Annotated in this window: 18 protein-coding genes; 17 read left to right on the top strand and 1 reads right to left on the bottom strand. The window is 67.2% G+C overall.

What is annotated here, in order from left to right; translation table 11 throughout:
- Nucleotides 1-64: 64 nt before the first annotated feature.
- The 12 genes from AB1578_07505 (at nt 65) to AB1578_07450 (ending at nt 15,434) form a co-directional block, all read left to right on the top strand.
- A complete protein-coding gene (locus AB1578_07505) occupies nt 65-1,567 on the top strand; it encodes a long-chain fatty acid--CoA ligase (protein ID MEW6487744.1) in 1,503 nt (500 codons plus the stop codon).
- Between the two features lie 125 nt (nt 1,568-1,692).
- Entirely contained in the window at nt 1,693-2,883 is a 1,191-nt protein-coding gene (locus AB1578_07500) for a thiolase family protein (GenBank protein MEW6487743.1), read from the top strand.
- 84 nt (nt 2,884-2,967) lie between these two features.
- Nucleotides 2,968-4,728: an indolepyruvate ferredoxin oxidoreductase subunit alpha gene (gene iorA, locus AB1578_07495; protein ID MEW6487742.1), complete on the top strand. Its 1,761-nt coding sequence runs from the start codon at nt 2,968-2,970 to the stop codon at nt 4,726-4,728.
- Nucleotides 4,729-4,740: 12 nt separating this feature from the next.
- Nucleotides 4,741-5,319 (top strand): indolepyruvate oxidoreductase subunit beta, encoded by a 579-nt coding sequence (locus tag AB1578_07490; GenBank protein ID MEW6487741.1) that lies wholly within the window; start codon nt 4,741-4,743, stop codon nt 5,317-5,319.
- A gap of 194 nt (nt 5,320-5,513) precedes the next feature.
- A complete protein-coding gene (locus AB1578_07485; protein ID MEW6487740.1) occupies nt 5,514-6,569 on the top strand; it encodes a TRAP transporter substrate-binding protein in 1,056 nt (351 codons plus the stop codon).
- A gap of 126 nt (nt 6,570-6,695) precedes the next feature.
- Nucleotides 6,696-7,190: a TRAP transporter small permease gene (locus tag AB1578_07480; protein ID MEW6487739.1), complete on the top strand. Its 495-nt coding sequence runs from the start codon at nt 6,696-6,698 to the stop codon at nt 7,188-7,190.
- A 42-nt stretch (nt 7,191-7,232) separates the two neighbouring features.
- Nucleotides 7,233-8,588 carry a TRAP transporter large permease gene (locus AB1578_07475; GenBank protein ID MEW6487738.1) on the top strand — a complete coding sequence of 452 codons (1,356 nt, stop codon included), beginning with the start codon at nt 7,233-7,235 and terminating at the stop codon, nt 8,586-8,588.
- Nucleotides 8,589-8,933: 345 nt separating this feature from the next.
- Nucleotides 8,934-9,821 (top strand): universal stress protein, encoded by an 888-nt coding sequence (locus AB1578_07470; GenBank protein MEW6487737.1) that lies wholly within the window; start codon nt 8,934-8,936, stop codon nt 9,819-9,821.
- 311 nt (nt 9,822-10,132) lie between these two features.
- Entirely contained in the window at nt 10,133-12,202 is a 2,070-nt protein-coding gene (locus AB1578_07465) for an ATP-binding protein (GenBank protein ID MEW6487736.1), read from the top strand.
- A complete protein-coding gene (locus AB1578_07460) occupies nt 12,203-13,597 on the top strand; it encodes a sigma-54 dependent transcriptional regulator (protein MEW6487735.1) in 1,395 nt (464 codons plus the stop codon).
- A complete protein-coding gene (locus AB1578_07455; GenBank protein MEW6487734.1) occupies nt 13,594-14,409 on the top strand; it encodes a hypothetical protein in 816 nt (271 codons plus the stop codon). The genes AB1578_07460 and AB1578_07455 overlap by 4 nt, the downstream gene beginning before the upstream one ends.
- Before the next feature lie 233 nt (nt 14,410-14,642).
- Nucleotides 14,643-15,434: a hypothetical protein gene (locus AB1578_07450; protein MEW6487733.1), complete on the top strand. Its 792-nt coding sequence runs from the start codon at nt 14,643-14,645 to the stop codon at nt 15,432-15,434.
- A gap of 136 nt (nt 15,435-15,570) precedes the next feature.
- On the opposite strand, the gene AB1578_07445 is transcribed toward AB1578_07450, so the two are convergent.
- Complete coding sequence (locus AB1578_07445) at nt 15,571-17,466, bottom strand: SurA N-terminal domain-containing protein (GenBank protein MEW6487732.1); 1,896 nt, start codon at nt 17,464-17,466, stop codon at nt 15,571-15,573.
- Between the two features lie 196 nt (nt 17,467-17,662).
- Between AB1578_07445 and AB1578_07440 the strand changes: the two genes are divergently transcribed.
- The 5 genes from AB1578_07440 to AB1578_07420 all read left to right on the top strand — a co-directional run.
- The gene (locus tag AB1578_07440; protein MEW6487731.1) at nt 17,663-18,334 is read left to right on the top strand and encodes a hypothetical protein; all 672 of its coding nucleotides are present in this window, start codon (nt 17,663-17,665) and stop codon (nt 18,332-18,334) included.
- A 541-nt stretch (nt 18,335-18,875) separates the two neighbouring features.
- A complete protein-coding gene (locus tag AB1578_07435; protein MEW6487730.1) occupies nt 18,876-20,606 on the top strand; it encodes a formate--tetrahydrofolate ligase in 1,731 nt (576 codons plus the stop codon).
- Between the two features lie 72 nt (nt 20,607-20,678).
- Entirely contained in the window at nt 20,679-22,658 is a 1,980-nt protein-coding gene (locus AB1578_07430) for an ASKHA domain-containing protein (GenBank protein ID MEW6487729.1), read from the top strand.
- A gap of 2 nt (nt 22,659-22,660) precedes the next feature.
- On the top strand, nt 22,661-23,419 hold the full coding sequence (locus tag AB1578_07425; protein MEW6487728.1) for an AAA family ATPase: 759 nt from the start codon (nt 22,661-22,663) through the stop codon (nt 23,417-23,419).
- A 59-nt stretch (nt 23,420-23,478) separates the two neighbouring features.
- Nucleotides 23,479-24,403, top strand: a 925-nt coding sequence (locus tag AB1578_07420) for an acetyl-CoA decarbonylase/synthase complex subunit delta (protein ID MEW6487727.1), incomplete at its 3' end; no start/stop codon positions are given.

Genomic DNA, 24,403 nt, shown 5'->3' with positions numbered 1-24,403 from the left:
AATGGGCCCCGGCGAAAAGTCACCGCCGTTCCGGGGCCTCCTTTGCGCGACAGGAGCAACCCGCATGAACATCGCCGACGCCCTGGATCGAAACCGGCTCTTCTTCCCCGACAACGAAGCCATCGTCCATGGCGGACAGGTCTGGACCTACCGGCGGTTCTGGGAGGAAGCGTGCCGTCTCGGCAACGCCCTGCGGTCCCTCGGGGTGAACCGCGGCGACAAGGTCTGCGTGTTCCTCACCAATTGCCCGGAGTTCATCCTCGCCTACTACGCATGTCAGAAGATCGGGGCCGTGTGCGTCTCGATCTCGAGCATGAGCAAGGCCGACGAAGTGGCCTACATGGTCAACGACAGCGAGGGGGTGTTGCTGGTGACCGAGGAGGGGCTCCTCCCCCAGGTCCCGGCCCGGGACCGCATCCCCGCCGTGCGCACCGTGGTGAGCGTGGACGGCGTGAGCGGCGACCGGCAGTGGGCCGAGCTCCTGGCGTCGGGCTCGCCGGACCTCCCCACGGTGTACACCGACCGCGACGACGGGGCGGCGATCATCTACACCTCGGGAACCACCGGCAAGCCCAAGGGGGTCGTGCTCACCCACGGCAACGTGGTGTCCAACACCAACGCCACCAAGTATATGTGCGACATGCGCACCGAGGACCGGGCCATCTGCTTCCTCCCGATCTATCACTCGTTTGCCCAGAACTTCATTTTCAACTCGGTGGTTCAGGCCGCCTGCACCCTGGTCCTTCACAAGAAGTTCGAGCTCGACGCGATCCTGGAGAGTCTCCAGCGCGACCGGATCACCCGGTGGTACGCGGTGCCCGCCATCTACATCATGGTGCTCAACGATCCCCGGGCCGACGCGGCGATGCAGACGGTGCGCTACAGCTTCTCGGCCGCGTCCTCCATGCCCGGGGAGGTCGCCCGCCGATGGAAGGAGCGCTTCGGCCTCACGGTGGTGGAGGGCTACGGGCTCACCGAGACCACGCCGTTTTCCACGTACAACCACGAGTTCCGCCACAAAGAGGGCTCGGTGGGGACGGCCGTGATGAACGTGGAGATTCGGATCGCCGACCCCGAGGGCGACGAAGTTCCCCGGAAGGGCCTGGGGGAGATCTGGATCAAGGGGCCCAACGTCATGAAAGAGTACTACCGCAAGCCCGAGGCAACGGCCGAGGCGGTGGTGGACGGATGGCTGCGGTCGGGCGACATCGGGTACATGGACGAGGAGGGGTACGTCTTCATCGTGGACCGCCTGAAGGACATGATCGACTCGGCGGGCCTCAAGGTGTGGCCTCGGGAGGTGGAGGAGGTGCTCTACGCCCACCCCAACGTGCGCGAGTGCGCCGTAATCGGCGTGCCCCATCCGGTGTTCGGTGAGAGCGTCAAGGCCCTGGTGGCGCTTCGACAGCCCGGCAAGACCACCGCCGAGGAGCTCATCGCCCACTGCAAGGCCCGCCTGGCCGACTACAAGGCCCCGCGGATCGTGGAGTTCCTGGAAGAGCTTCCCAAGAACCCCACCGGCAAGATTCTCAAGCGGGAGCTCAGGGATCGGGAAGTGAAGAAGTAGCGGGTTGCACGTTGCGCGTGGCCCGTCCTCCGTAGGAGAGGCCTTGGCCGCGAAGACATACGCGAGTGTCAGGATCCTTAGCGAATAGCAAATCTCCAACCGCCGCTCTCTCACAAGGAGGCCCCATGTTCCGAAACGCCTACATCCCGTTCCGAGGCTACTACACCACCCCGTTTTCCAAGTGGCAGATGACGCTGGCCAACGAGCACTCCCTGGTGCTGGGTGCGGCCACGGCCTCCCGATGGATGGCCCAGCGGCAGATCGACCCCAAGAGCTTCGACTACCTCTACCTGGGCTACACGATCCACCAGAAGCAGGCGTTCTACGGGGCGCCCTGGGTGGCGGCCCTCCTGGGCGCCGAGGGGATGCCCGGGTGCAACGTGAGCCAGGCCTGCTCCACGGCCACGACCTGCCTCTACTACGCCGCGGCGGGGGTGGAAAACGGCATGTTCGGCAGCGTGCTGCACCTGGCGGCGGACCGCACCTCCAACGGTCCCCACGTGGTGTGGCCCAACCCCAACGGCCCCGGGGGCGAGGTGCTCCACGAGAACTGGCTCATGGACAACTTCAACCACGATCCCTTCGCCAAGAACGCCATGATCCAGACCGGCGAGAACGTGGCCCGGGAGATCGGGGTCACGAAGGAGCAGGTGGACGACGTGGCGGCCCGCCGCTATGAGCAGTACGGCGACGCCCTCAAGAACGACCGGGCCTTCCAGAAGCGCTACATGTTTCCGGCCGAGGTGCGGCTCAGCAAGAAGAAGAGCGTGCTCCTGGAGCAGGACGAGGGGATCACGCCCACCACCCGGGAAGTTCTGGCGGGCCTCGGCCCCGTCCTCCCCGGCGGGGTGCACAGCTTCGGCGCCCAGACCCACCCGGCCGACGGCAACGCGGCCGTCATCGTGGCCACGCGGGAGCGGGCTCGGGCCCTCTCGGCCGACCCCAACGTGGAGGTGCAACTCGTGTCGTACGGTTACGCCCGCACCCAGAAGGGCTTCATGCCCCGGGCTCCCGTGCCGGCGGCCGCCATGGCCCTGGAGAAGGCAGGGAAGGGGATCGGCGACATGAAGGCCGTCAAGACCCATAACCCGTTTGTCATCAACGACCTCTACTTCGCCAAGGAACTCGGGGTGGACGTGAACGCGGCCAATAACTACGGGAGCCCGTTGGTCTTCGGTCACCCCCAGGGCCCGACTGCCGCCCGGTGCGTGATCGAGCTCATCGAGGAGCTCGCCGAGAAGGGGGGCGGGTATGGTCTCTTCACCGGGTGCGCAGCCGGCGACACGGGTGCTGCCCTGGTGGTGCGGGTCGGGTAGAGAGTCCCGGGACGTCCAGGACCGCGGCGCGGCGGGGATCGAGCCTCGCCTCACGCCGCCTTACACGCGATACGAGGAGCCACGATGAAGGAAGTACTGCTGGGCAATGAAGCCATCGCCAGGGGCGCTTGGGAGGCCGGGGTGACGTTTGCCGCCGCCTACCCGGGCACGCCCTCCACCGAGATTCTCCAGAACATCAAGGCGGACTACAGCAAGGACATCTACTGCCAGTGGTCCCCCAACGAGAAGACCGCCCTCGAGGTCGCGGTGGGCGCGGCCATCGCGGGGGCCCGGTCCCTGGCCTGCATGAAGCACGTGGGCGTGAACGTGGCCGCAGACCCGCTCTTTACCGCGGTGTACACGGGCATCCGGGGCGGGCTGGTGCTGGTGAGCGCCGACGATCCGTATCTCCACTCGAGCCAGAACGAGCAGGACAACCGCAACTACGCCAAGTTCTCGAAGATCCCCATGCTCGAGCCCTCCGACTCCCAGGAGGCGAAGGACTTCCTCAAGGCAGCCTTCGAGATCTCGGAGCAGTTCGACACGCCGGTGCTCTTCCGGACGACCACCCGGATCAACCACTCCAAGGGAGTCGTGGAGGTTGGGAGCCGGGAGGAGCGGCCCAAGCCGACGGATCTTCCCCGCGACGTGAAGAAGTACACCATGCTTCCCGGGTTTGCGCGTCCCAAGCACCCCGTCATCGAGGAGAAGCTCGCGAAGCTCAAGGAGTACGGGGTCACGAGTCCGCTCAACCGGGTGGAGATGGGCGATACCTCGCTTGGGATCATCACCTCCGGCATCTCCTACGCCTATGCCAAGGAAGCCGTGCCGGGCGCGAGCTTCCTCAAGCTTGGCCTGACCTATCCGCTCCCCGAGGCGCTGATTCGGGATTTCGCGCAGCACGTGGACCGGGTGGTGGTCGTGGAGGAGCTCGACCCCTTCCTGGAGGAACAGGTGCGCCTGCTGGGCGTCGAGGTCTCCCACGGCAAGGACCTCTTCCCCATCGTGGGGGAGCTGGAGCCCGGCGTGGTCCTGGAGAAGCTCGCAGGCGTCAAGACCGCGGTGCCCGCGGCAGCCGCGGGGCTCCCCACCAGGCCCCCCGTCATGTGCCCGGGCTGCTCCCACCGGGGCGTCTTCCACGTGCTGAAGAAGCTCAAGGTCTTCGTCTCGGGTGACATCGGGTGCTACACCCTGGGGGCGCTGCCGCCCTTCAACGCCATGCACGCCTGCCTGTGCATGGGCGGGTCCATCACCATGGCCCACGGCATCTCCAAGGTGATGGCCGGCTCCACCGACCCCCTCAACCGCACCGTGGCCGTGATCGGCGACTCCACCTTCTTCCACTCCGGCATCACGGGCCTCATCGACATGATCTGGAACGGGGGCAACTCGGTGGTGATGATCCAGGACAACCGGATCACCGCCATGACCGGCGGCCAGCAGACGCCGGGCACGGGGCAGACCCTGATGGGGGCAGAAGCGCCCCAGATCGACATCGAGAAGCTGGTGCTCACCCTGGGTGTGAAGCCCGCCAACGTGCGGGTGGTGAACGCCTACGACCTCAAGCAGGTGGAGACCGTGCTCAAGGAGGAGCTCTCCAAGCCCGAGCCCTCGGTGGTCATCACCAAGGACCCCTGCGTGCTCAACTATCGGATCAAGGACCGCCCGATGAAAGTGGATCCGGAAGCGTGCACCGCCTGCAAGCAGTGCCTCCAGGTGAGCTGTATCGCGCTCTCGATGCAGGGGCAGGGCGACGAGCGCAAGGCATCCATCGACCCGAACTTCTGTACGGGCTGCACCGTGTGTTCTCAGGTCTGTAAGTTCGACGCCATCCAGCAGGCATAGAGGGAGGACTCCATGAATACGATCAATTTCTTGCTCTGCGGGGTGGGGGGGCAGGGCGTGCTGTTGGCGAGCACGATCCTGGCCAAGGCTGCGCTGCGGCAGGGGCTCGACGTGAAGGGCGGAGAGGTGCACGGCATGGCCCAACGGGGCGGCGCGGTGGTCTCCCACATGCGCATCGGGGAGAAGGTGTACTCACCCCTGGTACCCATGGGCCAGTGCGACTTCCTGGTGGGCTTCGAGCCCCTGGAGGCGGCCCGCAACGCCCACTGGGTGCGCCCCTCGGGCCTGCTCCTCTACAATACCTACCGGGTCAATCCGTCCACCGTGGCCGCGGGCCTCGCGGAGTATCCGGAGGACCTGGAGCAGCAGCTCGCGCAGTTTCCTTGCCGCAAGCGCATGATCCCAGCCAGCGACCTGGCCCAGAAGGCGGGGGACATCCGTGCGGCCAACGCCGTCATGGCGGGTGCTCTCTCCCGGCATCTGGAATTTCCCCTGGAGGTCTGGGAGCGGGCGGTAGCCGAGAGCGTGCCCCCCAAGGTCCTCGAGATCAACCGCGAAGCGTTTCGGCTGGGGCGGGAAGCGGGGGCCTGAGGCCCGCTTCTTGCCGGTTCTTCACCTAGACCGGCGTTTTGACAGGGATGCAACTGGCCGCGCAAGAGCCTCGCGATGCGCTTTTTCGCTTGGATTGGCTATCAAACGTGTGGTAGGTTGCGAACGTCGTTCTATTCGGTGTAGGGGGCAGGCAACGCGGCGGTTCGGCGCAACCCACGAAAGGAGAAGTGCACATGAAACGGTGGAAGACCATGGTGTCCCTGGCGGCGGTTCTCGTGGTAGCAGGTCTGGTGGGCGCGGCGGGGGCCCAGGAGCGAAAGGACCCGCGGGAGGCATGGAAGCCCGCCTTCGACCCCTCGGGCGCGAAGTACGTGATGAAGGTTTCCAACGTCTCCACGCCGGCCCTGGACGGCGTCATGGCGGGGTTCCGCATCCGCGATGCCCTCTGGGAGAAGACCAACGGCCAGCTCTACTTCGACTACTACCCCCTCTCCATGCTCGGGGGTGAGGTCGAGGTGATCAACCAGCTTTCCATGGGCGCCATCCAGGGGATGCTGTGCTCCTCGGTGGTGGCCCCCAGGATCGGGCCCCGCTACGGGATCGTGAACCTCCCGTACCTCATCGACACGCCAGAGAAGCTCGACAAGTTCATCGCCGACAAGGAGATCTACGACCACTTCCTGAAGTCGGGCGAGGCCAACGGCATCACGGCACTGGACATCACCGCCTACGGAACCTACGGGTGGGCCGTCACGAAGCCGGTCAAGACCATTGCCGACGCCAAGCCCCTCAAGTTCCGCATCGCGGAGGCCGACGTCAACCAGAGCATCTACAAGGCCTGGGGCCTCAACATCGTCCCCATGCCCTGGCCCGAGGTGCAGGTCGCCCTCAAGAACCGCGTCATCGACGCCATCGACCACACGGGCACGGTCTCGAGTCTCACAAAGAAGTTCGAGGTCGCGGATCACTTCGTGGAGGTCAACTACGCCCAGGGGCTGTTCATCCACCTGGTGAACAAGCGGTGGCTCGACAGTCTCCCCGCCGATCTCCGGCAGGCGCTCATCGACGTCGTCCGGGAGGAGTCGGCCAAGTCCCGTGCCAACTCGGTGGTACAGGAGCAGACCGAGCTCAAAAAGGTTCGCGACGCCGGCATCACCTTCGTGAAGCTGCCGCCTGAGGACATGGCGCTCCTCAAGAAGCAGGGCGAGGTCGTGTTCAAGGAGTGGGAAGGCCGCATCGGCGCCGACTACCTGAACAAGGTGAAGACCCTGCTCGCATACGACAAGTAGGATTTCTTGGGGGGTCGGGCGCGGCGATGGAGCCAGGCAGCCCGGCCCCCCCTTTTCACGTGCTCTCGCTGCAGACCGTTACAGGGCGCCGGCCGGATGCGGGCGGCGCTAGGGAGGAGTCGGGCCATGTTTCGAGCCGTCCTGCGCCTCGTGGACAAGGTCTTGTCCTTCATCGAGGACTGGATCCTGTTCCTGACGGTCTTCTCCGCCATGGTGGCCCTGTTTTTCAACGTGGCCACCCGTTACCTCATGACCTACACCATGACCTGGCCCGAGGAGTTCGTCCGACAGGTCATCATGGTCACGACCTTCGTGGGGTGTGCCGTGGCGGTTCGCAACCGGGCCCTGATCCGGATCGACGCCCTCCCCAATCTCCTGCCCTGGCTCAAGAAACCGCTGGACTTCGTCAACCACGCGGTAGTCTTCGTGTTTGGAGTCTTCTCCATCCACGTCGGGATGATGCTGGTCGAGCTCCAGAGCAGAACCGGGCAGCTCACCACCATCCTCAAGATCCCCACGGTCATTCTCTACTGCGTCCTGCCCCTCATGGGCGGTCTCATGATCCTGCGGCAGATCCAGGTCGTCGTCGAAGACATCACCGGCAGGTCCATCCACGATTGACAGGCATTTTTTCGCGCGAGCCGGTAGGGAGGAGACGACGAGATGGATGCCGACATCGTTTACGTCCTCGCCATATTCATCGGGCTTCTGGGCCTGACCGTTCCGGTCTATCTGAGCCTGTTTTTCGCGGGCATCATCGGTATGGCATTCTTTGCCCAGGCCATGATGCCGCTCGACATCCAGGCCATGCTCTTGTTGGAGGGGTTCTACAAGAGCATGGACAACTCGTCGCTCGTGGCCGTGCTCTTCTTCGTCCTGTGCGGAAACATCATGACCGCCGGGTCGATCGTGGAGAAGTTGCTCGGGTTTGCGAAGGCGCTTGTGGGATTTTTCCCCGGCGGGCTGGGGATGGCCGGCATCCTTGCCTGCGCGTTGTTCGGCGCCATTTCGGGCTCTACCGTAGCCACCGTGGTGGCCATCGGGGGCTTCATGATCCCGGCCCTCGTCCACGAGGGGTACGACGAGCGCTACGCCATCGGGGTCATGACGACTGCTCCGATCCTGGGCATCATCATCCCCCCCAGCGTGTCGATGATCCTGTACTCGGCCGTCACCAACGACTCCCTGGCGGCCCTGTTCATGACGGGCTACACGCCGGGCTTGCTCATCGTGGCGAGCTTCTGCTTCTACTCCTACGTGGTCGCTCGCCGGGGCGGCCTGACCATGCAGAAGCCCTATACCCTTTCCCAGTTCGTGGGCGCGATCCGGGAAAGCATCTGGGCCATCCTGCTCCCCCTGATCATCTTTCTCGGCATCTACTCCGGGGCCTTCACGGCGAACGAAGCGGCAGTGGTGGCGTGCGTGTACGCCTTCATCGTGGAGATCTTCATCCACCGGGACATGACGCTGGGGGAAGCGAAGAAGATCATCGTCTCCTCGGCGGTGACTTCGGCCACCCTGCTCATTATCGTCGCGGGGTCGAGCGTGTTTGGAAAGTTCCTCACGGTGGAGCGGCTGCCCGAGTTCATCGCCAACGCGGTCACGTCGAACATCGCGAGCCAGTGGGTCTTCCTCCTGGTGGTGAACCTGTTCCTCCTGGGGGTCGGGATGTTCATGGACATCGTCTCAGCCACCATCATCATCACGCCGATCCTTCTCCCGCTCCTCCACAAGTTCGAGATCAACTCGCTGCACTTCGGCATCCTGATGACCATGAACCTGGGCATCGGGTACGTGACGCCTCCGGTTGGGGTGAGCCTCTACATCGCCTCGACGATCTCCCGCCGGGACCTGGTCTTCGTCCTGCGGTCGGTCATGCCGTTCATCTTGATCCAGCTCGGGATTCTCGCCCTGCTCACCTACTGGCCCGACTTCACGCTGTGGCTTCCCAAGATCTTCTACCCTGCCGCCGTGGAAGCGGGCGCCGGCGTCGGGCTGGATCCGAGCGGCGGGCTGTAGCGGGCCGCCAGCAGCCGGTCCGCGCTGCCTTTTACGGTGGGGTGGCGAGCCGCGATCCGCCACCTGGGTGGCGAGCGGCTTCCGGGAGCACCTGCGCTCCGCCCCGCAATCCGCGCCAGTTGGAGGAGGGGCCCCTCGCGGAACCGGTGCGCCTCGCTCCACGGGTTTCCGGCGGCTGAGGCGGTTCGGTCGATGCGGCACGGGGCTACGCTCCGGGGCTCCCGGAACCCGCCCCACGATAGGGTGGTGGATTCCGCGAAGCCGGGAGCTTGAAAGTCCCAGCGAGACGTGTTAGTGGGACGGAGCCGTCCCCGGGATGTCTTCCCATGACAGGAGAAAGCAGCCATGCCCCTTCGTGCCCTCGTCTGCACCGACGGTTCCCCCCACAGCCGGGACACGGCCAGGGTCGCCATTCGACTGGCGGAGCCCTTGGGGCTGAAGGTGCAGATCGCCTATGCCCTCGATCTGCAACGGCTGGAGTACAAGATGATCCCCGACTTCCAGGTGGAGATGATCCGCCAGGGAGCCAAGCGGTCCGGGGAGGAGATCCTCAAGAAGGAGAAGGAGGCCTACCGGCGGGAAGGGGTGGACGCAGAGCCCCGGCTCCTCGTGGGTGCGCCCGGCCCGATCATCTGCGACGTCGCGGCAAGGGAGCGGGTGAACCTGGTCATCCTCGGAAGAAGGGGCCACGGGGACCTGCAAGACATTCTCTTCGGCTCGGTCTCCAACCACGTGGTGCACCATTGTCCGGTCCCGGTTCTTGTGGTGAAGAAGGATGGCCAGCTGCGTGCCCCGGACGCAGGGCCGGTGCGGGTGCTGGTGGCAGTCGACGGCTCCGACGCGAGCCGCCGGTGCCTGGACTATCTGTCCTCCCTGGCCGAGGCGCGGGACGGCCTGGAGATCTGCCTGCTCAACGTGGTCAACCCGGAGCGGCCGGGGCTTGAGCACCTGCCCCCGGAGGCGCGCTACGAAGCGCTGCGCACCATGCACGCGGAGGCGGAAGAGAGGCTGGCCCCGGGGGCCGAGAGGCTGGGCAGCCTCGGCTTTCGGGTGACGAGCCGGGTGGAGGAGGGGACCGCGGGAAGGACGATCTGCCGCGTGTACCGGGAAGACGCCTTCGAGCTCGTGATGCTGGGACGCAGGGGCACGGGGGAGCTCAAGGAGGTGTTGTTCGGCAGCGTGTGCCATTTCGTGCTCCACCACTGCCCCGGTCACACCCTGATCGTCCCGTGATCCCACTCCCTCTCGGGCGAATCCGAAAGGGACGCTCGAAGGGAACGCAGTTTGTCTGCGGCTTGCTGCAAGGGCGCTCGCACCCTGGCTGGTTGCGGGCGCTCTTTTTTTGCCAGGTTTTCCGAATCGAACGATGTTTTGGTATTGACCAGAAAGGGATGGCGGCGTAGGCTGTGGAGCACGGGTCGGGGGGTGGGCCCGCCCAGAACATCCGCTCCTCCCTCGGGGGCCTTCGGGCCCCTTCTTTTTTTTCGCTCGGCCCCCGTGGTAGATTCAAATTTCACCGCTCCCTGTGTTTGGCCGGAGCTCCCATGCCTTCCACGCCGTCCCGGGCCGCGCCGGGGAGGAAGTCGCTCGCGACCCTCCGGAACATCGTCTCCTTGGCCAGCGCGCCCGCGGAGCAGTCCGAGATCCTCGTGCGCGGCCTGGAGCTCGTGGTCCGGGGCCTGGGCTACGATGGGGCTGTGCTGCACCTGCTCGGGCCCAACGGCGGCCTCGAGACGGCCGCCCGCGCGGGGGCGCGGCCGGAGCCGGGGGGGACTGCGGGCTCGGTGGATTCGGTCGTGCTGCGCGCAGCCCACGGGGATCGGCTCCTGGTGTGGGCACAGGGGCGGAGCTGGACCGAGGAGGAGCTCCGGTCCCAGGGTCTTCCTCCGGGGCCCGGAGGCCTTCGGGTCCTCGCGCCCCTGTCGGCGCCGGATCGGGCGCTGGGCGTCTTGGAGGGATACCGGGCGAGGGGCGGCCGGGGAGGCCTGGGCGACGCCATGGCGGCACTCGCTGTGGCGGCCGGCCATTTCGCACTCGTTCTTCGCAACCGGGAGCTTCTGGAAGGGAATCTGGCAAAAATCCAGCAGCTCCTGGCTCTCCAACGGGTCAGCCGCCAGATGACGGCCGGGGGAGAGCTGGGCGACCTGCTCCGGATGGTGGTGGAAGAGGCCATGCACCTGACGGGCGCCCAGGGGGGGACCCTCTACCTCATCGACCGGGAAGACGAGGGGCAACTCGCCCTTCAGGCCTGGAGCGGTGAGGCGCCTGCGCCGGGAAGGGAGCGCATCCCCCTGGGCTACGGCATTGCGGGGTGGGTGGCGCGAGGGGGGCGTGCTCTGCGGGTTTCGGATCGCAGCGCAGGGCGCGAGGCCGGGGCCTACGCCTCCCGGCGCAGCCAGCTCGCCGTGCCCCTCGTGAGTGAGGCCCGCGTCCTGGGCGTCCTCGCGGTCGAGGGGCGGGGGGAGCTGGGCTTCACCCCCACCCACGAAGAGATCCTGGGGCTGTTTGCCGCCCAGGCTGCCAAGGCCATCGAGGCGCGGCGGTTTCTTCAGGAGATTCGAGACGAAAGGGACCTGCGGGATCAAATCCTCGACGGTACCCCCAACGGCGTCGTGGCCCTCGACCGGGGCCGGCATGTGACCCTGATGAACCGTGCGGCGCGTCGATTCCTGGGGGTGGCGGAGGCGCCGGAGGGCAATCCCCTGGAGCGTTACCTGAACGTTCCGGCGGTGCACGAGGAGGTGAGCCGGGTCTTGGCGGACGAGGGTTCGGGGGAGAGCATCGAGGTCGCGGCGCCCGGGCATGCCGCCGGCGGGGAGGAAGGCCGCTATCTGCGGGTCAGCGCCTTCCCCCTTGCCAACCGTCCGGGGGCCACCCTGATCCTTCAGGACCTGACCGACCGCCGCCGGCTCAACGAGCGGGTGCAGCGGATGTCGCGCCTGGCCTCCATCGGCCAGCTCGCCGCCGGCATCGCCCACGAGATCCGAAACCCCCTGACCGGGGTGGCCATCAGTCTGGACATCCTGAGGGAGGAGGCCGGACTGAGCCCGGAAGGGCGCGCACTCCTGGAAGACATCAACCGAGAGATCGACCGGCTCGAGACGCTGATCCGGGGGCTCTTGGACTTCGCGCGTCCCCAGCCACCCGCGTTTCGCCCCATGCGGGTGGCCAAGGCCCTGGAGTGGCACCGGACCTTCGGGGAGCAGTGCAGGAAGAAGGGGGTCGACTTTCGGCTGGAGCTGCGGGACAACCCCAAATTGCAGGGGGACCCGGAGAAGCTCAAGCAGCTCTTCCTCAACCTGGCCATCAATGCGCTGGAGGCGGTGCCCGCCGGCGGAGAGATCCGCGTGTGGGCCGAGGCGCTGCCGGGCAAGGCACACCCCTGGGTCCGGGTCGGCGTGGAGGACACGGGGCCCGGAATGGACGAAGAGACCGCGGCCCAGGCCTTCAACCCCTTCTTCACGACCAAGAACGAGGGCACGGGTCTGGGCCTGTCCATCGCGCACAGCATCGCAGAACAGCACGGGGGGCGCATCGACTTGCAGTCGCGGCCGGGGCGGGGCGCGCGCTTTACGGTGGACCTGCCCGCCCTGCCGGCGCCGGAGGAGGCATAGATGGCCGACCGCATCCTGATCGTCGACGACGAAGCCCTCATCCGCAAGTCGTTGGGGCAGGTGCTTTCGCAGAAGGGGTACGAGGTGAGCGCGGCGGCCAGCGGCGCCGAGGCGCGCCGGCTCTTCGCTCCGGGCGAGTTTGCACTGGTGCTCCTCGACCTGCGGCTCCCCGACGCCTCGGGGATCGACCTGCTCCAGGAGTTCAAGGCCGCCCAGCCCGACGTGCTGGTGATCATGATGACCGCCTATGGCAGCGTGGAGACCGCGGTGGGGGCCATGCGCCTGGGGGCCTACGACTACGTGAACAAGCCCTTCAAGTCGCGGGAGATCGAGGTGATCGTGCGGCTTGCCCTGGACGCCGGGCACCTGAAGCGCGAGGTGAGGGAGCTGCGGGAGGAGGCCCTGGGACCCTTCGGGATCCAGAACATCGTGGGCAAGGACCCCTCCATGGAGAAGGTGTTCTCCATGGTCCGCAAGATTGCCCAGAATCCCGCCGTGACCGTGTTGATCCAGGGGGAGAGCGGGACCGGCAAGGAGATGATCGCGCGGGCCATCCACGCGGAGAGCAGCCGGGCGGACCGGCAGTTCGTGGGGATCAACTGCGCGGCCATCCCGAGCAACCTCCTGGAGAGCGAGCTCTTCGGCTACGAGAAGGGGGCGTTTACCGACGCCAAGGCACGCAAGATCGGTCTGATCGAGAAGGCCCAGGGAGGGACCCTGTTTCTCGACGAGGTCGGGGACATGGACGTGCAGCTGCAAGCCAAGCTGCTCCGGGTCCTGGAGGAGCGGACGATACGGCGCGTGGGAGGGCTCGAGCAGATGCCGGTGGACGTGCGGGTCGTGGCGGCCACCAATCAGGATATCGAGGAAAAGCTCCGGACCGGCACGTTTCGGGAGGACCTGTATTACCGCCTGAAGATCATCAGCATCCCGCTGCCCCCCCTGCGCGAGCGCCGCGCCGACATCCTGCCCCTGGCCCAGCACTTCATCCAGGAGTCCAACCGCCGGTTCCACAAGGCGGTGCAGGGCTTCACTCGGGAGGCCGAAGGGCTCCTGCTGGAGTATCCCTGGCCCGGAAACGTCCGCGAGCTCAAGAACACCATCGAGCGGATCCTCATCCTCGAAGACGCCGAGTGGATCGCGCCCGAGCACCTGCCCCCCGAGATCCTCAAGGGGCGCGGGGCCCGCAAGGAGGCGGTGTGGCTGCCCCAGGAACCGGAGATCCTTCGGGGAATCTCCTACGAAGAGGTGCTCGACCAGCTGGGGCGGCACCTGATCCGCGAGGCCCTGCGACTGGCCGGCGGGAACAAGGCCCAGGCGGCGCGGCTCCTGTCCATGGACCGGGGCACCCTGCGCTACCAGGTCAAGCGCCTGGGCCTCGAGGAGGAGGAGTGACCGGACCGGCGTCCGGCGCCCCGCCGCAATCGGCCGCGCAGCGGCCCGCCCTGGGAGATCCCGAAGCGGTGGTGGGCGTGGTCTTCGGGTGCCGTCCCGAGGAGGTGGCCGCAGACGTAGTCCTCACGCCCTTCGTGCCCCTGAAGGCTTTTCGGCGGCACGCGGAGCCGGAGGTCCGGGAGCTGTCGCCTCCCTTCTTCTACAAGGGCTTCACCGGAACCTTCGGGGGACGCAGGGTGACCGTGCTCGCCACGGGCGTAGGGCCCTCCCGGGTGGGCGACTGCCTGGGATTCTTGTCCCTCACCCCGGCCCGGCGCGTCCTCTTCGCCGGCGCGGTGGGTGGGCTGGCGGACGACCTCGCCATCGGGGAGTTCTTCCTGGCCGCCGAGGCTGCCGACGGGGAGGGATACACCCGGTATGTGGGCCGCCCCTTCCGCGAGGTGGTGCGCTCCGCCCGGCGGGTACCCCGCCCGGGAGGCTTCGGGGAGGACCTGGGAGCGTTCCTCGCGTCGCAAGGATTTCGGGCTCGGGAAGGCCGGGTGTTCACCGTGGGGAGCATCGCCGCGGAGTCCCGGGAAAACCTCCTGGAGCTGCGGCGGCAGGGCTTCGATGCCCTCGAGATGGAGCTCTCGGCCTTCTACGCAGGTTCGTCCGGTTACGGAATGTCCGCAGCAGCCCTCACCTACGTGAGCGACCTTCCCCTGCGCAGCTCGCTTTGGCAGGAGAAGGCGCCCGGAGAGCAGGACGCCCTGCGCCGCGCCTACCGGGCGCTTCCCCTCCTGGCGCTCGAGTACCTCACCCGGGGCAGCTGAGCCTCCGAAAGGTCTCTCGCCTTCCGGCACACCCTATCCAGAAGATCCCTCTCCCTGAATCTCCTCTCCCGCGATGGGAGAGGGGCCTGGGGTGAGGGTGAACGGGGGGTCTTTCATCCCTCGGGGTGACCGAAGGTCATGGGCAACTCAGGTCCGGGGGCGGGTCTGCCGATCCGGTAGGGGACGGGACGCGCCTTCCGCGCGGCCCACCCGGATGGAGCCGACCTTCGCCCATGGACGGGTATCCCTTCCGGTGTCGCCCCTGTCTCGTCGCGGCGCTCCTGCTCGCCGCCGTGCGGCCCTGTTGGAGCGCGGACCCCGTGGCCTGCGTGGCGGAGGCGGTGTTGGCCCGCCACCAAGCCGCCCGGGTCATCCTGGTGGGGGAACGCCATCGAGAGCCGGGCAGCCACGCGCTCTTCGCCCGACTGGCCGAGGCCCTGGCGGACCGGGGCGAACGGGTCCTGGTGGCCTTGGAGATCCCGTGGGACCGGGGGGCGGACCTGGGGGCGGCCCTGGGGGGTGCCGACAGCCCGCAGTTCCCCGTCATCGACGGCCCCTCCTATCGCGAGCTCCTGGCGCGCCTGGGCAGGCTCGGGGATCGGGGAGTCTCGGTGGCCGCCGTGGACGCAAGTGCCCGCGACCTCGAGGCCCGGGATGGGGCCATGGCCCGGCGGATCGCCAGCGCCCTGGACTCGGGACGCTACGACCGGGTGGTGGCGCTGGTGGGGAACCTCCACGCACTGAGGACCATTCCCTGGGCAGAGCAGGGGGGAGGCGCACCCCGAGAGAAGCTCGGTGCCCTCCTCTCGGCGGGGACCCTGGGGGTGGCGAGCGTACTCCAGTGGTTTCCGGATGGCTGCCGGGAGGGGAGGGTGCCGCGCTTCCACGGCGCCGGCAGTTCGCCGGCTCAGTCCGCCGTGGAGGGGTTGTGGAACCTGCTCCACACGGGGCCGCCGGAGCCGGGTTCGGCGGCGCGGGCCGCGGATGCGGTCGTGGTCTGGGAGTGCGCGCCGGCACAGAGCTGACACCTCGCGGGAGCGCGGCCGGCCCAGGGGCGAGCCCCCCCCGTCCGGTACCCACCGCATCCACTCCACATCGCGACTGAAATCGGGATCGGGATCGCAATCGACCCCAACTCCGGTCGCGACGGCGGGACCCGGGTTAGAAGAGCAGGGCGTCGTTGATCTCGATCTTTGCCCGGGACCGCAGGGTATCGAGATAGGTTTGCAGGTACTCCTCCTGCTTTCCGGGAAGGAGTTCGGCCCGCAGCCTCTCCCGGTCCGTGGCGAGTTGGGCGAGGTCGGGCTCGGTGCGGGCCGCCACCCGGAAGGCGTAGAACTTGCCGTTAACCTCGTGGGGCTCGGCCGCGAGGCCGCCCACCTCGGTCACGGCAAACGCCGCTTCCTTCAGGGCCGGGGCCCAACCCAGGCCGGGGACGGCCCCGCCCTTTCGTGCAAACGCTTCGGTCTGCTGGGGGGCCAGCCCGAAGGACTTGACGCCGGCATCCCAACCCTTGTCGGCAGCGGCGGCCAAGAACTCCTTGGCGCGGGCCTGTGCCATCCGTCGCGCCTCGGCCTTGCGGAATCGGGCTGCCACCTGCTCGCGCACCGCGTCCAGGGGCGGGACGGCGGAGGGCTCCACCGACTCGACGGCCAGCAGGTAGGTGCCGGCGGGCGTCTCCAGGAGCACCCCGGGGCGGTCGGGGCCCAGCGCGAAGAGCGCCGCCACGAACTCCGCGGGTCGACCCACGTCGGCAGGAAGCGTGTCCCGGGCGAGGGCCTCCGTGCGCCGCACCGGCTGGGCGGCCCGGAGGGCGTCCCAGGTCGTCTTGCGGTCCTCCAGATCCATGAGGAGGTTGTCGGCGGCCGCATAGGCCTCTTCCAATGCCTTGCGCCGGCGGATGTCCGCGGTGAGTGTTTCTTCGACTTCCTCGAAGGGCGCCTGGCGCGCCGGCCGTCGTTCTTCCACCCAGATCAAGTGGTAGCCGAAGGGGCTTCGCACGGGCTCGCTCACCGACAGCGGCTCCAACGAGAACGCCGCCTCCTCGAAGGCCGGTACCATGAGGCCCCGCTCGAAGAAACCCAGGTCGCCCCCCTGCTCCTTGGATCCGGGGTCTTCCGAGTGCCGCTGCGCCAGTTGCGCGAACGAAGCTCCGGCGAGCACCTCCCGGCGGAGCGCTTCGGCCCGGTCCCTGATCCGGGCTTCGTCTTCGGGGCCGGCCCCCGGCTCCACCTGCAAGAGGAGGTGGCGCGCCCGCACCGCCTCGGCGACCGCGAACTCCGCCGCCCGCCAGCGATACTCGTCTTCCGCCTCCTGGCGGGTCACGGGCACCGAAGCCTCGTAGTCCTCCGGGCGAAAGAGCAGGTACCGGGCTGCCCGCTTTTCCGGGACCCGGAAGGACTCGGCCTCGGCGCCGTAGAACTCCTCCAGCTGGCTCGGGTCGGGCCGGATCCCCGCCTCCAGGAGCTCCGGGTCCACCGCCACGTGCTCCAGGGTGATCCGGGTGTTTCGATCCCGGAACTCCTGCTCCACGTCGGCCTCCGAGACCGCCGCCTCCGCCCGGATGGCCGCCTCCACCTTCTGGAGGAGGAGCTCGCGGCGCTTGGCGGTCTCGTACTCCAGGGGAGAAAGGCGGTTGGCGTCGAGCACCCGCAGGTACGTTTCCTTGCGAAAGGCCCCGCCTTCCTGAAACACGGGAACCCCCGCGATGGCGGCCTGAAGCTCGGACTCCGTCACCTTGAGCCGGCGGCGTCCGGCTTCCTGGGTCAGCAGGGTCCGATCGACCAACTGGTCTACCGCGCGCCGACCCAGCCCGAGCTCGCGGATGCGGTCGCCGGTGAGATCGCCCCGGAAGGCCTCCTGGTACAGGCTAACGAGCCCGTTGTACGCCTCCTGGTACGAGCGGTAGTCGATGGTGTCGCCGTTGACCTTGGCCACGTAGGTCGGCTTCTGGGACTCCATGCCCCACCCGAAGAAGAGGATGAAGACCAGGATGATGAGTCCCAGGAGCACCTGGATGTACGGGTGCCGGACGTTTCTGCGGATCTGCGCGAGCATCGGGTTTCACTCCGGGGGGCGTCGGCGGTCCATCGGACACGAGGGGCGGTCACCCTACACCACAGCATTGGGCAAAATCAAGGCGGAGGAGAGGGCTTGGACGGACCGCCCGGTTGTGGTACATCACCGCTGTGCTGCCCCGCGTCACGGGGGCCGGCCACGGCGGCCGGCAGGTCTCTCGGAACGGAGGATGGGGATGAAGCTCCGGTTGATGTGCCTGGCTGCCGCCGTGTTGCTGGCGGGTGCGGGACACGCCGCCCAGACGGGGGGGCTTGCGTCGCCCCTGGGCCCCGGGGGGTTCGCCGGCTCCGTGGCGCTCGGCTATGGTGAGCGCGACGTGCGAAACGGGCGCGACGACGACGTGGCCGCGCGCCGTGCGCTGCTGCGTGGGCAGTTCGGGGTGGCCGAGGGCCTCGACCTCTACGGCACGGTGGGTCTCGGAGACCTGCGGTTCGATCGGGCCAACTTTCGCGGCTCCCTGGGAGAGACCTTCGGGGCCGGGGTGCGGTTGGGCCTGCTGCACTTCCCGGAGAGTGCCTTCCGGCTCGTCCTGGACCTCCAGGGCGAGTACCTGCGCAGCACCGACGGATCCAAGCGGGTACGTCACCAGGTATATCACGTGGCCACCTACCTCGTGCGCGAGGTGGGAGCGGCTCGGCGGGTGGCCTACTTCTTTCCGTACGGCGGCGTGCGGGTCTCGTACGCCCGCTACGACGGCAACCAGGGCCTGGGAGACTACGAGGCCGACGACCTCGTCGGGGTCTTCGGCGGGGTGGACTACTTCGTGAATCCCCACGTGTTCTTTTCCGGAGAGCTCCACCTCTTCGACGAGAACAGCCTGTACGTGGGGGTGGGGTATCGATTCTGAGAGGGCCGTCGCGCAACCGGCAGCGGCGAGCGGGGAGAGGCGTTTGATCCGGCGGAGGCAGGGCCCGGGCGCATGCGCCAATTGTCTCGAAATCTACCGGGAAAAAGCCCTTGACATCCCAAAAAGGGGCTCAGTATTCTTGCCACGCTTTTCGGCCGAGCGAAACGGCGGTTCGACGGATCGCGCCGGACGGGGGGACGGGCCGATGGAGCTGCTGCAACGCCGCATGCCGTTGGGGAACGGCTGCACGGCGGGCGCTGCACAGCGATCGCTTGGGTTTGCGGGGAAGGCTCGGGGCCAGGTGACTCCCGTCCACGGTGGTCGTCCGTTTGTCTCGCCCGATCCCTGCCGCGCCTTCGGTGCCCGTGGCGGTGTCCGGCCCGCCTGAGGACGGGCTCCTTTGCCTTCCGTGCCAGCCGCACCCCGGGTGAAGGCTTCGGTGCCCCGGGGGGGCGCCTGCCAAATCGACTTCTTGAAGGAAGCCGCGCACTTCCGGCGCGGGCCACTTGCTGAGGCCGAAAGGCCCGATGGAGGGAGGACCATGGCCAAGCTCAAGCCCAAGCACGTCCCCTCGGATCTCGAGATCGCCCAGTCCCACAAGATGAAGCACGTCCGGGAGATCGCCGAGAAGGCGGGCATCCTGGAATCCGAGCTCGAGTACTACGGCAACTATAAGGCCAAGATCGACTACGAGGCGCTCCTCACGCGACTGGCCAACAAGCCCGACGCCAAACTGATCGACGTCACGGCGTGCACCCCCACCCCCCTGGGCGAGGGCAAGACCGTTACGTCCATCGGCCTCAACGAGGGCCTCAACCACATCGGCAAGAACTCGATGCTCTGCCTGCGGGAGCCGAGCCTCGGGCCGGTCTTCGGCATCAAGGGCGGGGCGGCCGGCGGCGGCTACTCCCAGATCGTCCCGATGGAGGACTTGAACCTCCACTTCACGGGCGACATCCACGCGGTCTCCATCGCCCACAACCTCTGCTCCGCCGCCCTCGACACCTCGCTGCTCCTGGGCAATCCTCTCAAGATCGATCCGCACTCGGTTCAGTGGCGCCGCGTGGTTGACCTGAACGACCGCTGCCTGCGGGAGATCGTGGTGGGTCTCGGCGGCAAGGGCAACGGGGTGCCTCGGGAGACCGGATTCGACATCGCGGTGGCCTCGGAGGTCATGGCCATCCTGGCGCTGGCCACCGACCTCAAGGATCTGCGCGCGCGCATGGGCCGCATCTTGCTGGGCTACACCTACGACGGCAAGCCCGTTACCGCCGAGGACCTCCAGGTTGCCGGCGCCATGACCGTGCTGATGAAGGACGCCCTCAAGCCCAACCTGATCCAGTCCCTCGAGGGCAACCCGGCCCTGGTGCACGCGGGCCCCTTCGCCAACATCGCCCACGGCAACAACTCCATCATCGCCGACCGGGTGGGCTTGAAGCTCGGCGACTACGTGGTGACCGAGTCGGGCTTTGCCGCCGACATGGGCGCAGAGAAGTTCATGAACATCACCTGCCGTTACGGCGGGTTCAAGCCCCACTGCGTGGTGATCACCTGCACGGTGCGCGCTCTCAAGATGCACGGCATGCCCTACGCCGAGATCTCGAAGTACACCCCCAAGCAGCTTGCCGAGGAGCTCAAGAAGGAGCACTACGCCTACCTGGAGAAGGGGATCGAGAACCTCGAGAAGCACATCGAGAACATGAAGAAGTTCGGAGTCAACGTCGTCAATACGATCAACCGGTTCGCCGGCGACCGGGACGACGAGATCAAGATCATCCAGAAGCGAGCCGAGGAGACCGGCGCCAGCGCCTCGGTGCCGATCGAGGTGTGGATGCACGGCGGTGCCGGCGCGACCGAGGCGGCCCAGGAAGTCGTGAAGGCGTGCGACCGCCCGAGCAACTTCAAGTTCCTCTACCCCGACGACTGGTCGATCAAGCAGAAGATCGAGATCATCGCCAAGGAGATCTACGGGGCCGACGGTGTGGACTACCTGCCCGCTGCGGAGGAGAAGATCGCCCAGTTCACCAAGATGGGCTACAGCAAGCTGCCCCTGTGTATGGCCAAGACTCACCTCTCCTTGAGCCACGACCTTACCCTCAAGGGCCGCCCGCGTGGCTTCCGCGTGCCGATCCGCGACATCCGCGCGAGCCTCGGTGCGGGGTTCCTCTATCCCTTGCTCGGTGAGATGCGCACCATGCCCGGCCTCTCCGCCGATCCGGCATACAGGTACGTCGACCTCGACGAGAACGGGCAGATCAAGGGCCTCTTCTAGGCGGTTCATTCCATTGCGGTTTGGGTGGGGAGGGCGTGCCCTCCCCACCCGTCCCTTTTCCCGGGAGACGTCTTGCCCCAGAAGCGGCACTCGGTCCGTTTCCTGCCCGACGACGTGACCATCGACGTCTACCGCGAGGCGGAGAACCTTCTCCGGGTCGCGATGGTCGCCGGCGTTCACGTCAACGCCTCCTGCGGGGGTGCGGGGACGTGCGGCAAGTGCAAGGTGAGGATCCCGGAGGGAGAGCACCGCACCCAACCTTCCTCCAAGCTCTCTGCCGGCGAGTGGGACGACGGCTACCGGCTGGCCTGCCAGACGGAGATCCTCGGGGACCTGGTGGTCGAGGTCCCGGTGGAGTCGCGCTATGAGAAGGCGGTGCTGGCTCGCAAGGTCACGCGCGCCACCGTCGAGCACGTGCTCTCCGCCGCCCGCCTGGGTGCGGAATTCGCGGGCGAGAAGCCGGACCCCGCGGTCACGAAGGTGTACTGCGAGCTCTCGCCGCCCACCGAGGAGAGCAACGTCTCGGACATGGGGCGGCTCGGGCAGGTGCTCAAGCGCGACCACGGCATCGCGCGCATCGGGGCCGATTACCCCGTGCTGCGCACCCTGTCTTCGACTCTTCGGGAAGGGGCGTGGAAGACCACGGCCACCGTGATGCACACCCAGGGCAGCCACCGCCTCCTGCGGGTGGAGCCCGGTGACACGCGGTCTCGCGTCTTCGCCCTGGCCATCGACATCGGAACGACGACGATCCACGCCGCACTCCTGGACGTGAACGAGGGGACGGAAGTGGCCCGGGCGGGCGACTACAACTCCCAGGTCTCCATGGGCGAGGACGTCATCACCCGCATCGTGGCGGCCCTCAAGCCCGGAGGTTTGGACGCCCTGCAAAAGCGGGTGGTCAAGACGATCAACGGGGTGGTCCAGGAGGTTCTGGAGAAGGCCCAGGCGGCCCCGGAGGAGATCTCCCACGTTGTGTTGGGCGGCAACACCACCATGACGCAGCTGTTCCTGGCCTTGAACCCCAAGTACATCCGGGAGGCCCCCTACGTGCCGGCGGCGAACTTCTTCCCCCCCTTTCGGGTGGGCGACCTGGGGATCCGGTTGCCGGAGCACGTGATGGGGTACGCCATGCCCTGCGTGGCCTCCTACGTGGGGGGCGACATCACGGCCGGGGTTCTCGCCACGGGGATCCACCTCAACCCGGAGCTCACCCTCTTCATGGACGTGGGCACCAACGGGGAGATCGTGATCGGCAACCAGGACTGGATGGTCTCGGCCTCGGCCTCGGCCGGACCTGCCTTCGAGGGAGGGGGCGTCAAGTTCGGGATGCGGGCCACCTTCGGCGCCATCGAGCAGGTGCGCGTCAATCCGGCGGACTTCGAGCCGATGCTCCTGACGATCGGGCAGACCAAGCCCAAGGGCGTCTGCGGCTCCGGCATGATCGACTGCCTCTCCGAGTTCTTGGAAGTCGGGCTCATCTCCCAGAACGGGAAGTTCAACGGAGAGCTGGCGCCACGCACGCCGCGGCTGCGGGAGGGAGAGACGGGCTGGGAGTACGTTCTGTGCTGGGAGGAGCAGAGCCAGCTCGACCAGGACATCGTGATTACCGAGCCGGACATGGACAACCTCATCCGTACCAAGGCGTCCATCTACGCCGCGTGCTCGGTGCTCCTCAAGAGCGTGGGGCTGTCGCTCTCGGACGTGGAGAAGATCATCATCGCCGGGGGGTTCGGACAGTACATCGACGTCGAGAAGGCCATGGCCATCGGGCTGCTCCCCGAGGTGAACCCCGAGATCGTGCGCTATGGCGGGAACACGAGCCTGGCTGGGTGCACGCTCGCCACCCTGTATCGGGACAAGATCGAGGAGGCGGAGTCCATCGCCACCATGATCACGAACATCGAGCTCTCGGCCTCTCCCATCTACATGGAGGAGTACGTGGCGGCGCTCTTTCTCCCCCACACGCGGATGGAGGATTTCCCCCAGCAGGCCCGCCGCCTCGAGGCCCTGCGCCGCCCGTCGGTGCCGGCTCCCGGCGGGGAGGGGTGACCATGGGGTTCCATATCGCCGTCGCGGGCAAAGGGGGCACGGGCAAGACGACTGTCGCCGGACTCATCCTGCGGCGCCTGGTGACCCGGCGGCAGGGGCGGGTCCTGGCCGTGGACGCCGACGCCAACATGAACCTCAATGAGGTCCTCGGCCTCTCCGTCCACCAGACCATCGGGCAGATCCGGGAGAACCTGGGCAGCGTGCCCCAGGGGATGACCAAGGACGCCTACATCAACTACCGCACCCAGGAGTGCCTGATCGAGGCCGACGGCTTCGACCTCATCGTCATGGGCCGCCCCGAGGGGCCCGGGTGCTACTGCTACGCCAATACCCTGTGCAAGAAGTACGTGGACGAGATGGCCGACAACTACGCCTACGTCGTCCTCGACAACGAAGCGGGCATGGAGCACCTCTCCCGCCGCACGACCCACAACATGGACCTCGTCTTTGCCGTTACGGATGCGTCGGTACGGGGCATTCAGGCGGCGGGGCGGATCCGGGACCTGATCGGTGAGCTCAAGCTCGGCATCGGACGCCTCGCCGTGATCGTCAATCGGGTGGGGGGCGCCCTCGAGGACCCGACCCGCCGGGAGCTCGAGCGGCTGGGACTGGAACTGGCAGGGGTCGTCCCGGCGGACCCCAACGTGACCGCCTTCGACCTGGAGGGCAGGCCCACGTTTCAGCTTCCCGAGGACTCCGCGGCCTACGAGGCCGTGGTTGAAATTTTGGAGAGATACCTACCGAGGGAGGAGCCGGCCTGAAGGCCAGCACATCACACCTGTCCGAGGCCGCGTGCCGAGGGACGAAAGGAGCGTGAACCATGGCATTTGAGTTCCCGAAAGACTCCTACTCCGGAAAAATTGTGGAGGTGGCCCTCGGCACGGGCGCCAAGGCCAAGAAGGTGGGCGGCCAGAACGCCATGCCCCTGTGCAACTTCGAGGGGCAGTTTCCCAACCGTCCCCTGGTGGCCATGGAAGTCTACGACCGGGCAGAAGTGACCGAGACCTGGGCGGAGAACGCCAGGGCCCCCTTTGCCGACGTCCTCAACGACCCGGTGGCGTGGGCAAAGAAGTGCCTGGACCAGTACGGCGCCGACCTGATCTGCCTCCAGCTCGCCAGCACCGACCCCAACGGCCTCAATACCAGCGCCGCCGAGGCCGCTGCCCTGGCCAAGAAGGTGGCCGAGGCCATCCCCGTGCCCCTCATCGTCTGGGGCTGCGAGAACGGCGAGAAGGATGCCGAGACCCTGGCCAGGGTGGCCGAGCTGTGCGAAGGCATGAACCTGGTGATCGGACCGGCGGTGGAGGAGAACTACAAGAAGATCGGCGGAGCGGCCATCGGCTACGGCCACACCGTGGTGGCACAGACGCCCATCGACGTCAACATGGCCAAGCAGCTCAACATCCTGCTGAACAACCTGGGCGTCCCCATGAACAAGATTCTCATGGACCCCTCCACCGGCGCCCTGGGGTACGGCATCGAGTACAGCTACTCGGTCATGGAGCGCGACCGTCTCACGGGCCTCAAGCAGGGCGACGAGAAGATGCAGTCGCCGCTCATCTGCGACATCGGCAAGTACTGCTGGAAGACCAAGGAAGCGGGCATCCCGGAGGCGGACGAGCCGAGCTTCGGCAACGTGAAGACCCGCGGCATCCTGTGGGAGACGGTGACCGCCACCGATCTGCTCACCGCGGGGGCCGACATCCTGATCCTGCGCCACCCGGAGTCGGTGCGGGTCGTCAAGA

Source organism: Thermodesulfobacteriota bacterium, from assembly GCA_040756475.1.
Classification (GTDB): domain Bacteria; phylum Desulfobacterota; class Deferrisomatia; order Deferrisomatales; family JACRMM01; genus JBFLZB01.
The sequence above is the reverse complement of the archived record's forward strand: the minus strand, read 5'-3'. Positions and strand labels throughout refer to the sequence as shown.